The 11,494-nt window shown below is 64.4% G+C and carries 8 protein-coding genes; 3 read left to right on the top strand and 5 right to left on the bottom strand.

Annotated elements, in window-relative coordinates:
* Window positions 1-187: 187 nt before the first annotated feature.
* From PPA02S_RS09450 to PPA02S_RS09430, 5 genes are all read right to left on the bottom strand, one after another.
* Window positions 188-2,233, bottom strand: a complete 2,046-nt coding sequence (locus PPA02S_RS09450; protein ID WP_028634832.1) for a PhoX family protein — start codon at window positions 2,231-2,233, stop codon at window positions 188-190.
* A 167-nt stretch (window positions 2,234-2,400) separates the two neighbouring features.
* The gene (locus PPA02S_RS09445) at window positions 2,401-6,918 is read right to left on the bottom strand and encodes a hemagglutinin repeat-containing protein (protein ID WP_028634833.1); all 4,518 of its coding nucleotides are present in this window, start codon (window positions 6,916-6,918) and stop codon (window positions 2,401-2,403) included.
* A 27-nt stretch (window positions 6,919-6,945) separates the two neighbouring features.
* Window positions 6,946-8,628: a ShlB/FhaC/HecB family hemolysin secretion/activation protein gene (locus PPA02S_RS09440; RefSeq protein ID WP_028634834.1), complete on the bottom strand. Its 1,683-nt coding sequence runs from the start codon at window positions 8,626-8,628 to the stop codon at window positions 6,946-6,948.
* Window positions 8,629-8,789: 161 nt separating this feature from the next.
* The gene (locus PPA02S_RS09435) at window positions 8,790-9,344 is read right to left on the bottom strand and encodes a L,D-transpeptidase family protein (RefSeq protein ID WP_028634835.1); all 555 of its coding nucleotides are present in this window, start codon (window positions 9,342-9,344) and stop codon (window positions 8,790-8,792) included.
* A 26-nt stretch (window positions 9,345-9,370) separates the two neighbouring features.
* On the bottom strand, window positions 9,371-9,925 hold the full coding sequence (locus tag PPA02S_RS09430) for an NUDIX hydrolase (RefSeq protein WP_028634836.1): 555 nt from the start codon (window positions 9,923-9,925) through the stop codon (window positions 9,371-9,373).
* Window positions 9,926-10,049: 124 nt separating this feature from the next.
* On the opposite strand from PPA02S_RS09430, the gene PPA02S_RS09425 reads away from it, so the two are divergent.
* The 3 genes from PPA02S_RS09425 to PPA02S_RS09415 are packed head-to-tail and all read left to right on the top strand — an operon-like array spanning window position 10,050 to window position 11,405.
* Window positions 10,050-10,697, top strand: coding sequence for a CoA pyrophosphatase (locus tag PPA02S_RS09425; RefSeq protein ID WP_042141540.1), 648 nt, complete (start codon window positions 10,050-10,052; stop codon window positions 10,695-10,697).
* Complete coding sequence (locus PPA02S_RS09420; RefSeq protein ID WP_028634837.1) at window positions 10,694-11,218, top strand: gamma carbonic anhydrase family protein; 525 nt, start codon at window positions 10,694-10,696, stop codon at window positions 11,216-11,218. Before PPA02S_RS09425 ends, PPA02S_RS09420 begins: the two co-directional genes overlap by 4 nt.
* Window positions 11,211-11,405, top strand: coding sequence for a DUF1289 domain-containing protein (locus tag PPA02S_RS09415; RefSeq protein WP_028634838.1), 195 nt, complete (start codon window positions 11,211-11,213; stop codon window positions 11,403-11,405). Before PPA02S_RS09420 ends, PPA02S_RS09415 begins: the two co-directional genes overlap by 8 nt.
* The last annotated feature ends 89 nt before the right edge of the window (window positions 11,406-11,494 follow it).

Genomic DNA, 11,494 nt, shown 5'->3' with positions numbered 1-11,494 from the left:
GAAGTTTGAAGTTTGAAGTTTGAAGTTTGAAGTTATTTACTGTTCGTGAGTTTTCATGGCAAGCATAGTCCATATGCGATGGGGACGCTTATTCATATTTTCGCTCTTACGTAAGGGCGGAAAGGTGACTAAGCACCACCTGCGCTAATGAATGTTCACGCGATGCGCGCCCCCCACTGAACGCATCTCAGGCAATACCAATCTCCCCGCCGTCATCACGTTGAATCACCACCGTCGAAGACCTAGGGCGAACCCGAGTGCCCTGAGGTGTCGCATCGGTGGCTTTGTCAGTCGAAGGCCAGTTCCCCGGGTGCTGAATGTTGATGAACAGCGTCTTGTTGTCCGGCGTGAAGGTAATCCCCGTCACCTCGCAATCATTAGGCCCCACAAAGAACCGCCGCAAGTCGGCCTGGTTTTGTGCATTCACCGGCACCTGCTTGCCATTGTCGTCCATCAGTTGCGTGGGGATCACCGCCAGTAGCTGGTCGTTGGTGTAATCCGTGACCGTGGTCTCGCTGTTGTCGGTCTCGAACCACAGCACGCCCCGGCTATCGAAACTCATGCCGTCTGGGCTGGCGAACTGGTTAAGCTCGGTCAGGCCGGAGCGGTTGATGTCGGCGTTGCCGCCAGCATTGGCCCCGAACACGAAGATGTCCCAGGTGAAGCTGGCATGGTCGCTGCTGTCGTGCCAGCGGATGATATGGCCATGCCGGTTGGGGCCGCGTGGGTTGGCTGCGTCGGCCTGGGCCGGCGTGCGAACGCTGTTGTTGGTCAGGGTCAGGTAGGCATCGCCATTGAGCGGGTTGACGGCGGTCCATTCCGGCCGGTCCATCGGCGTTGCACCCACCGCATCGCCGGCGCCGCGCGTGTTGAGGATGATGCCCGGCAGGTCGCCATACAACGCGCCCAGGGTACTGCCACTGGTAGTCACGGTGGAGGGGTCCAGCAACAGCCACACCCCGGTGCCGTCGGCATCGAAGCGGGCTACGTACAACTTGCCGTGGTCGAGGTATTTGTTGCCGGTGGCCAGGCGATCCATCGGGTTGGCGTCGGCAGGGTCCCAGACGGCACTGGATACCCACTTGTACAGGTACTCATTGTTGGAATCGTCACCCATGTACCAGACCAACGGTTTACCCGCCACGGCCAGGCCCGGACAGCAGCCTTCGTGGCGGAATCGGCCAAGGGCGGTGCGTTTTGTGGCCAGGGTACTGCTGTTGTAAGGGTCGATCTCGACGATGTAACCGAAGGTGCTGGCCTCGTTGCGGTAGTCGCCGCTGGCGCTGGCGGCTTTGGGGGTGATGTCGAAACGGGCGAATTCGCCGTCAACCTCGGTGTGGTCACCGGCGGCGGTTTCCCAACCGTATTGGCCGCCGCTGGTGCCTACGCCGATGCGGCGCTGGTCTTCGGGGAGCGTGCCCTTGTTGACGAAGATGCCCGGCCAGTTCTCTTCGCAGGTCAGGTAGGTGCCCCATGGTGTGTAGCCGTTGCCGCAGTTGTTGTTGGTGCCGCGGCAATGGGTACCGGCGGGGGAGTACGGGGTGCGTACGTGAGCGCTGCCGCGCATCGGCCCGCTGATCTGCATGCGCGAAGCCGTAGTGAAGCGCCGGTTCAATGGGTCGTTGTCCACCACCTGCCAGCGGCCCTGGGTTTTCTTCAGGCGTACCACGCCGGCCCCGTGGGCGTTGATCTCCTTGCGCACTTCTTCGGCCGGGCGTTTGCCGTTGGCATCCTTGGTGGGCCCGGCGGGGTGCAGGGCGGCGGTGTCGATGTACTCGAAATTGATCGCCAGCAGGCCATCGTCCGAGCTGCCATTGATCGGGAAGAAATGCATGCCATCGTGGTGCATGCCCATGGCATTGGCCTGGTCGTGGGAGGTGTTGCTGCCGTCCGCTTTCCAGGGGTTGGCCGCGTGGTTGAGCGGCGTGCCCCAGGGAGCCAGCACGTAGGCGGTGTAGCCGGGGGCAATGGTGCAGGCGTCGGTGCGTGAGCCAGGGATGGACTGGAAGCCCAGTGACAACTTGGGTTGTACAGGTTTGCCGATTGGCGGTGCACTGCCGGGGCGGTCCCCCCCCAGGCACCCGGCCAGGCCGGTGCCGGCGATCATGCCGACAGCGGCGGCCAGGCTGCCGCGTATCACGGTGCGGCGGCTCAGGTAGGCATCCATGACCGTGGCCATCGGCAGGTTGGTGCTGTGGTTCCTGTCCAGGTTGTCGCCGGTGTCACGACTCATCAAGGTGTCCTTTTTATGGCTGAGTTGAACCAGACCGCACTCTAGTGCGTGAATGTGACGTCCGGGTTTCAGGTTTGTTAAAGGGGGCAGCCGTAGTCGACGGGGCCGCGCTGAAGTCGATGGGGGCGCTGGCCCCCATCGCGAGCGCTGCTAGCGCCTACCGCACATTACTTCCCACTAATGCTGGAGGCCCATTGCTCGCTGCGGTTGTGCCCACTGGTGCGCAGCAACCCGAGGTCCAGGGGAGCCTCCCCTGCGGCAGCCCCTTTGCCCTTGGCGATATCGGCCAGAGCGGTGCCCAGGTCCACCGGGGAATTGGAAGCATCCACAGAGACATCCCGGCGATAGTCACTGCCATTCAATGTTTCCTGGGTAACCGCAGTCGCGTCGAGCCGCACGTCGCCCCGTGCCGACTGCAACCGGGCGCCGACCAGGTGGGCATTACCCCCCACATTCAACGCGATGCCTTCGCTGCCTTTGAGTACCGCCTGCTGGCCGACGGTGTCACGTTGCGCGTGGGAAACGTCCAGGCGCAGGGTTGGCGATAAACCCGGGTCCACCTTGCCCAGTGCCGAGCCCGCCTTCTCGGACACTTTGCTGCCAAAAGGCCCCGCCAGCGAGGTAGCGGCATTCACATACCCCTGCGGGTTCTTTTCGTGGCTGAGCCTGGCGTCGCCCTTGATGCTGAGGGTGTTTACGCTGTCCTTGAGGCTGGCAACGCGCAGGTCGCCTTCGATCGTGCCGTCGATTTTCCCGGCCTCCAGGCTCACGCCCTGAAGCTCAGCGTTACCCCGGCTGTTCAGGCTGATGTGGTCGGCACGCAGGTTGCCGGCGTTCCAGGTCAGGTTGTCGCGCTTGTCCAGGTCTACCTTGACCCGGCCGTGCACACCTCGGGTGTCCAGGTTGCCGGTGCTGCTATTGAAGCCAGCACCTGCGGTGACGTGCAGGTTGTCGCGCACATCCTGGTTGGACGAAGCCTCAAGCCGGATACCGCCGTTGGCCGCATCCAGGGCGATCTGCTGGGCGCTGGCCTGCAGGCCCTGGACGTTTACGGCAACCTCTTCGCGTGCCGTGCTGCCCATGCTGAGCTTACCGTTGCTTGCAAAACGCGCATCCACAGCCTCACGCACATCCTCCTGCTGCTTGCCATGGCTGAAATGGCCGCCGATGGCACCGCCTTTACTGGTGCCGGTTTTCAACGCCAGCTCCAGGCCTCCGCCCAGGCTGCTACCGCTGGCCTGCTGAGTACTGCTTGCGGCCTTCACCTGCAGCAGGCCACCGCTGTGCAGGGTGATGTCGCCGGTCGGGGCCTCGCGGCTGCCGATGCGCGTGCCTTCGAGCAGCAGGTCGCCCTGGCTGGTCAGGCGCACCTCGCCCTGGCTGTCGATCTGGCCAACCTGGGCTGTGCCTTGCGTACGCTGCTGGCTGGTGTGGTCGAGGTAGCCTCTGCCGTCGATGCCGGTGCTGCCAGGGCGGTTGCCAACCTTGGCCCAGGCATTGCCATCCAGTTGGCGCGACTGCTGTTGGGCGGTGTCAGTGGCTTGGGTAAAGGCCAATGTACCCTGGCTGTGAATACGGACGTCGCCGCTGCCGCCATCCAGGCGCGTGCCCTCGTAGCGGCCATCGCTGCCAAGCTGCACCTGGATACCCTGCTTGCCATACAGGCTGCCGGCCACCGCCGTGCTGGCCGTGCTCTGCTGGGCCAGCGACCCACCGTTACCCGCTATCCGTACATTTACGTCCTTGCCGCTGCTGGTGTCCACCCGGGCATCCCCGGCGAAGTTCAGGCGTTGCTCGCTGCGGTGCTCGGTGTTGGCGGCTGCTGTCATGTGGTGCTGTTGCGCCTGGATCTGCAAGGTGCCGGTGTCCGCCTGCCAACGCGTGCCTTGATCCATCAGGCTGTCGGCCTTGACCTGCACGTCGGCACCGGAAAATGCGCTGACCTGGGCGAAGCCACGGCGCTGGTTTTCCAGGTGCTTGAGGTGTTCGACTGTCATGTCCGCGCCGATGCTGGGGGCGACCATGGCATCTTCCGGGGAAGCCTGCTGGAAGCGGGCAGCCTCCTGGCCCAGCACCAGCCGTTCGATGGGGCGGGTCAGGTCGCGGTACTCCAGGCTTGCGCCCAGGCTGGCAGACCAGTCGTTGCGGTTTTTTTCGTGTTCATAGGTATCTTGCATGGCGCGGTTCTCGATCTGTTTTGCGGTAACGTCCAGCGTGTTGCCAGCCTTCACCCGTGCGGCCTCGGTCACCAGCGTATCGCTGTGCAGGCGCAGGTTGCCGCCGGCCTGCAACTCGCTGTGCTGCACCTGGGTTTGCTGCTCGTGCTCGTCGCTGCGGTTGTGATGGCCATTGAACTGGCTGCCCAGGCGGTCGATACCCCCGCTTACGGCGAGGCTGCCGCCGCTCTGGGTGTCGGTGCGGGTGGTGTCCTGGCTGTCATGGGTGGCGCCCAATACAATCTTCTGGGCGTTGGCTTCCAGGTCCCCGGTGGTGGCGGTGACCTTGGAGCCATTGACGTGCAACTGTGCGCCGCTACCCAGGCTGACGGACGCCCCCTTGAGTTCGCTGCCCACCTGATGGGTTTCCCGGTGCTGGCCGGTGCTGGTGTTCACCTCATAGCCCAGCCCGGCGGTGTACTGCCGCGAACCCGGCTTGTCGCCTTGCGCTGCCTGGGTTTCGCGGGCATGGCCACTGAAGCCGCGTTGCTGGGTACGGGTTTCGCTTTCATCGACGGTTTGCACGCTGTCGACCACCAGGTCGCCCTTGGCCTCGATGCCAAGGTGTTGCCCGGCCTCGACCTTGGAGCCTTGAATTCGCAATTCTTCTGCACTGGCCAGTCGCAGGTTGGTAGCAGAACCCACATCGCTGCTCAGCACCTGTTCCTTACGTTCGGTGCTGTTGCCTTCGCTGGCGATCAGGCCGAACAGTTTGCTGTCGCGATTATGGTCGGTGCGGGTGTGGGTGTCCCGGTCTGCCTCGATCGCCAGGGCGCCTTTCTGGCTGTAGAGCGTGGCGCCCTGCTGGCCGAACACCTTGCTGCCCTTGAGGGTAACGGTGTCTGCGCTGATGCTGAGCGCGCCGTCACTGGTGATGCTGCTACCGGCAACCCGCTTGCCGTCACTGTCATTGCCTTTGCGATCGCCGAAGAATGCGCCAGACACCAGGTCGCCGCGGTAATCCCGTCGGGTTCCCCGATCCTGCAATTGCGCAGTGGCCACGTTCGCCTGGCTCGCGGTGATCGCCAAGTCGCCGCGGCTGTGAAGGCTGCTGCCCTGCACGTTGAGCTTGCCGGCAGCGTTAAGGGTCATCTGCCCGGCGTCCAGCGTGCTGCCTTGTGCGTTTTGCGTATAGGTGTCGCTGTCGCTGTCGCCGCGCCAGAGGTCCTTGCGATGGCGTATCTGTTCCTCCACCCGCTGGCTATCGATACCGGCAAGCACCTCCAGGTTGCCGCCGCTGTCGATGCTAAGCCCGTTGCCGGCCTGTAGCTGAGCGGCAGTCATGCGCAGGTCGCCGCCCGACTGCAGGGCCAGGCTGTCATCGGCCTGCAGCCGGGTACCCTGTTGTTTGACGTCGGTGGTGGTGGTGGTGCGGCTGTAGGTTTCGCGGGTGACGAAAAGAAACTTCCTGTTCCAGTTGTCAGTGTCCCGGGTCACGCGCTCCAGGGCCTGGGCGTCGAGGGTCAGTTTTTTGCCTGCCCGTGCTTCGATGTGCTGGGCCTTCGCTTCCAGTGCCGCCAGGGTCAGGTCATCGCTGGCGGTCAGCTTCAGCGTGCCTTGCGCACTGTGCAGCAGGGCAGGGCTGCTGGCAGTGCCGCTGACCTGCAGATTACCGGCTGACTGGATCTGCACGCCTTCGGTGGCTTCGACCCGTGGCGCCTGTACCCGCACCCCCGCGCCCTCTGCAGTACTGACCACGCGTATGCGCCCGGCCTGCATGGCGCCGAACAGGCTGGCATCGATGCTGGACGGGGTGCCGGGCAAGTGCTGGACGATATCGCCCGTGCTGCGGTCGATGCGGTTGCGCCCGGCGGTAATACCCAGGTCGGTGCCGGCGTTCAGCAGGCCCTGGGTGTCGATGCGCGGGGCGATCAGGTCCAGGGCGCCGTCACGGTTGCTCTGGCCCGCGCCCAAGACCTGCAGGGTGCCGCTGGCACCCAGGGTGTCGAGGTACTTCAACTGCTGCTGCTCGATTTCAGGCGTGCCCACCAGGAACCCCGCGCGGGTGGTGTTGATGAAGCTGCCACCGTTGAGGGTGATGCCGTTGGGGTTGGCCAGCAGGTAATCGGCGCGGTGGCCGAACACCTCCTGCGGCCCTTCGATCAGCGAGGCGTTGCGGCTGATCACTTCGTTGAGGATGGTCGAGGCCGCCTGGCCCTGGAACTGCGGGTTGGCAGCCAGGGCGCCCGCCAGCTGCGATTGCCCGGGGGCGGTGGCGTTGTTCAGTACCAGCCCGGCGTTGCCCACGTTGTAGTCGCTGAACTGGTTGTGCGACAGCCCACTGGCATTGGGTGGCACGATCTCGATCACCGGCACCCCGTGGCCTTGGTTGATCACTGGTGTTCCGCCAGGGCCGCTTGCAGCTTCCAGGCCGCCCTGGGCCAGGGCGCTTGCAGAGCCGAGTACCACCAGGAATATGGCCCAGCGCAAGGTGTCTGGGCGGATGCAGTGGGGCGAGGGTGTTTTCATGTTTTTGTTCTCATTGTTGTGGGTGAATCAGATCGTCAGGGCCCAGTCCAGCACCCAGAACCCAGGTTCCAGGCGTCGGCCAGGCAAGTCGCTGGCATGCAGCGCGCGTTGGTAGTCCAGGCGCAGCCGGCTCCCGGGCAGGCTCAGCTCGACACCCGCGGCGGCCCCGGCCAGGCGCTGGGGCGATGAGCCGGGCAGGGTGCGGGCCCAGCCCAGGTCCACGCCGAGATAGGGCCGTATCTGCAGGGCTGGGTTGAAGGCGTGGGGCAGGGCCAGGCTGACGGTGTTGCGCCACACGGCGCTGCTGCTGCCGGAATAGGTGCGCAGGCGGAACCCGCGCACGGCGGTGTCGTCACTGGCCAGCAACTGCTCGACGGCAGGCAAGGCGTCGTCGCTGTACTGCAGCGCCACTTCACTTTGCCAGCGCCAAGGCCACTCGGCCGGGCCCTGGCGTAGGTGCAGCAGGTTGGCGCGGTACTTGCGAAAGTCTGGGCGCAGGCGCTGAACGCCGATTGGCGAGCGGTCGGCACCGAATGCACCGATCCCCTGGGCAACACCCAGGTAGGCATTCCAAAGCCCCTGCTCAAGCCACAGCAGGTTGACCCCGGCCTCCAGCGTGGCCAGCGTCGGGCTTTGCTGCACGATGACCGCACCGGCACTGCGGTTGATCAGTTGCTTGCGGTCTACCCGGGCGCTGGCGCTGAGCATGCCCCGCGGGCCGCGCCACAGCACCCGTTCGGCACTCAGGCTGTGGTAGCGGCTGCTGCCATCGGCCACCTGGTGGCTACCCGGTAGTGGGGCCTTGTAGCGCAGCCGGCTGGCACTCATGGCGAAGGTCCAGGGGCCGTAGGGGATGCTGTAGTACAGCGTCAGGCCCTGGCTGTAGCCGGGCGCCCCGAAGACTGTGCGGCTGAGAGAGACACGCAGGTCGTCATTCAGGCCCAACGGGCTGTCCAGCCCCAGGCCCGTGGTCAGGCGATGGCGGCCGGTCTGGTCGCTGCCACGGTTATCAAAGCGGTTGTCCAGGTGCCAGGGTGATGCCACTTTGCGCGGCTGCACCACTACCCGTGTGGCGCCTGGCAATGTGCCGGGCAGCAAATCCGCACCCAGGTCGTAGGCCCGCAGGCGGTTGAGCTGGTCCAGCCCTTGTTCCAGCTGAGGCAGGTACAGGGGCTGGCCAAGCATGTGGGGGAAGGCACTGGACAACGACAGCGGCAACTCGGGGCCGGCGAGCTCGATGGACTCGACAAAGCCCTCCACCACACCGATACGCAGGGGCGCATCGCTGCGCGGCATTTGCGCCAGGTAGGGGCGGCTGGCAGGAAAGCCCGCGGCCACGTATTGCCCGGTAAGGGCCCGCAGCAGACCGTCGATGTCGGCGGGGCCCATGCAGGCCGTAATGGAGCGCCGTACGGTGTCGGCCAGCAGCGTTTCTGGCAGTTGGTGGTTGCCTGCAATCTGCACGCCGCGGATGGCCCAGCAAGGCTGGTGGGCAGGTGCTGTGATGGGCCCGGGGGAGGTTTCGCTGGGTTCGCGTTTGCCCTGCCAGCGCTCAAGGCGTTGTTGCTGCTGCAGGTCGCGCAGGTTCTGCTGCTGCTCCCGCAGTTGCCAGCTGGCGGTGTCGCCGCTGGCAACCCCGGGCATGCACAGCAGCACCGCGAGGCAGGCAGCCAGCAGCCAGCCGGCGTTCGGGCGTCTGTGGTTCGGCATTTTAAGCACCCCGCTGTTGCAGTACGGGCTCCGTACTCGATTGCGTGGATGCTAAAAGGCGGGCTATTCGTCTGGATGCCGTCCCTTGCCTAAGCGATTGTCAGGCAGATTCCAGCGAGATGGTGGGAGGTTTCCTACAGCTTGCGCCGAATGGCGCTCTATCAAGGCCGAATCTCGATCATGGTCCCGTCGCGCACCAGGCTCCAGACTTCCTGCATGTCGTGGTTGCGCATGGCAATGCAGCCGTCGGTCCAGTCCAGGGTGTGGAAGTACCATTCCGGGTATTCATCGTTGATCGGCGTGCCGTGGATCATGATCATGCTGCCGGCACTGACCCCTTCGCGGCGGGCACGGGCGGCATCGGTGACGTTGGGGTAGTCGATATGCATGGCGAGGTTGAAACGCTCGCTCTGCTTGCGCCAGTCCAGCCAGTAGAAGCCTTCGGGGGTTTTCTTGTCGCCCTCGCGCTCCTTCGGGCCTTTGGGCTGTTTGCCCAGGGAAATGCGGTAGGTTTTCAGCGGTTCTCCACGGCTGATCAGCTGCAGGCGCCGCTCGGACTTGATCACCAGCACCTTGTCGATCAAAGGTTGCACCGGCTGCGCCACGCGCGGCAGCGCCTGCGCGGCAGGTGCCGGCTTGCGGATGATGGTTTCGGTATAGGCCGCCTGGGACACCGAAGTCACGCAAAGGCAGAACAAGGCAAGCAACCAGCGCATGTAACGGTATCCCTGAAGGCTCTGAGCTAGGTGGAGGAAGACGCAAGGTTCATCGGCGGCACGTACTCATGGCCAATAGGGAAGTGCTGCCCAGTGCGGTCGCGATAGTAGCATTCTAATGTGCGCGCCACGGTCCGGAAAGCCAGAGCCTGCCACGGGATCTCGTGCTCTTCGAACAGCCGTACTTCCAGGCTCTCGGCGCCGATGGCCACGTCCAGGTCTGCCAGCTGTGCCCGGAAGAACACGTGCACCTGGTTGATGTGCGGCAGGTCGAACAGCTGGTACAAGGCCATGTCCTTCACCCTGGCACAGGCTTCCTCGATGGTTTCACGGCGCGCTGCCTGGTCGAGGGTTTCGCCGTTTTCCATGAAGCCTGCCGGCAGGGTCCAGAAACCTCGACGCGGTTCGATGGCGCGCCGGCACAGCAATACCTGGCTGCCCCAGGTGGCCAGCACGCCGGCCACCACGTTGGGGTTCTGGTAGTGGACCGTGTGGCAGGAGGGGCAGACATACCGCAGGCGGCTGTCGCCTTCGGGTACCTGCTGGATGACCGGTTGGCCGCATGCACTGCAGTAATTCATAGGGGGCCCCTTTGTTTGCCCCTATCTTGGCGTGCCGGCCTGGCGCCCGCAAGCGGGCAGGGCTTGGGTGCCTGGCGGCTTTTGGTGCATCATGCAGGGCAGGCCTTGGACACGAGTGTACGCAATGCTGGACGAGCTACTTCGCCGAATGAGCAACCACCAACCTGCCACGCTGGAAACCGACCGACGGTTCCCGGAAGCGGCGGTGCTCTTGCCCATTACCCGCAGCGAAGCGCCCGAACTGGTCCTCACCTTGCGCGCCCAGGGGTTGTCCACCCACGGTGGCGAAGTCGCCTTCCCTGGTGGCCGCCGCGACCCGGAAGACCCGGACCTGGTGTTCACCGCCCTGCGGGAGGCCGAAGAGGAGATTGGCCTGCCACCCGGGCTGGTGGAGGTGCTCGGCCCTCTTAGCCCGCTGATTTCCCTGCATGGTTTGAAGGTGACCCCGTTTGTCGGGGTTATCCCCGACTTTGTCGAATACCGTGCCAACGACGCCGAGATCGCGGCAGTATTCACCGTGCCGCTCGAGTTTTTCCGCCAGGACCCTCGCGACCATACCCACCGTATCGATTACCAGGGGCGCAGCTGGTACGTGCCCAGCTACCGCTATGGTGAATACAAGATCTGGGGGTTGTCGGCGATCATGATCGTCGAACTGGTCAACCTGCTGTTCGATGCCGGCATCAGCCTGCACCACCCGCCCGAGCGTTACCCCGACAAACGAGCAGGGCCCACCCTGCCATCTGCGTCCCAGCCTGAGGAACAACCATGAAATACCGCCTGGGCGACCTGCGGGTCGAAAGCCACCCCACCAGTTGGGCTGCACCCAACGCCACGCTGATCGGTAACGTGCGCCTGCAGGCCCACGCCAGCGTCTGGTTCGGCGCCGTGCTGCGCGGCGACAACGAGCTGATCGACATCGGTGAGGGCAGCAATGTGCAGGATGGCACGGTGATGCATACCGATATGGGTTCGCCGCTTACCCTGGGCAAGGGCGTCACGGTGGGCCACAACGCCATGCTGCATGGTTGCACGGTGGGGGACTACAGCCTGGTTGGTATTAACGCAGTCATTCTCAATGGTGCGCGCATCGGGAAGCACTGCATCATCGGCGCCAATGCGCTGATTGCCGAAGGCAAGGAGATCCCCGACGGCTCGTTGGTGATGGGGTCACCGGGCAAGGTGGTACGCGAACTCACCGAACAGCAAAAGCGCATGCTCGAGGCCAGTGCGGCGCACTACGTGCACAATGCCCAGCGCTATGCACGGGAGCTGGTGGTTGACGATGAATGACACGCCGGTGCGCCCGGTAGCGTCACCGTGCGTGAACATCTGCGCGCTGGATGAACAGGATATCTGCACCGGCTGCCAGCGCAGCGTGGCCGAAATCAGCCGCTGGGGGCGGATGAACGACGACGAGCGGCGCGCGGTGCTGAAGCTGTGCCACGAGCGGGCATTGCAGACCGGGCTTATCCTCTAGTCGTTGCCTTCCTGGCATTCTGAGCTGTGCAATACCTGAGGGAGCAACTGTCTTCCACAAGATCTCAACGTTGGCGCAATCACTGTGGC

This window comes from Pseudomonas parafulva NBRC 16636 = DSM 17004 (genome assembly GCF_000730645.1).
GTDB lineage: Bacteria > Pseudomonadota > Gammaproteobacteria > Pseudomonadales > Pseudomonadaceae > Aquipseudomonas > Aquipseudomonas parafulva.
Note: the sequence above shows the minus strand (reverse complement) of the source record. Positions and strands in the feature narration are given on the sequence as shown.

Coding starts and splice junctions, on each gene's coding strand:
- PPA02S_RS09440 (WP_028634834.1), bottom strand. CDS start 8,628: ATGCCGAACCACAGACGCCCGAACGCCGGCTGGCTGCTGGCTGCCTGC.
- PPA02S_RS09425 (WP_042141540.1), top strand. CDS start 10,050: ATGCTGGACGAGCTACTTCGCCGAATGAGCAACCACCAACCTGCCACG.
- PPA02S_RS09435 (WP_028634835.1), bottom strand. CDS start 9,344: ATGCGCTGGTTGCTTGCCTTGTTCTGCCTTTGCGTGACTTCGGTGTCC.
- PPA02S_RS09445 (WP_028634833.1), bottom strand. CDS start 6,918: ATGAAAACACCCTCGCCCCACTGCATCCGCCCAGACACCTTGCGCTGG.
- PPA02S_RS09450 (WP_028634832.1), bottom strand. CDS start 2,233: ATGAGTCGTGACACCGGCGACAACCTGGACAGGAACCACAGCACCAAC.
- PPA02S_RS09430 (WP_028634836.1), bottom strand. CDS start 9,925: ATGAATTACTGCAGTGCATGCGGCCAACCGGTCATCCAGCAGGTACCC.
- PPA02S_RS09415 (WP_028634838.1), top strand. CDS start 11,211: ATGAATGACACGCCGGTGCGCCCGGTAGCGTCACCGTGCGTGAACATC.
- PPA02S_RS09420 (WP_028634837.1), top strand. CDS start 10,694: ATGAAATACCGCCTGGGCGACCTGCGGGTCGAAAGCCACCCCACCAGT.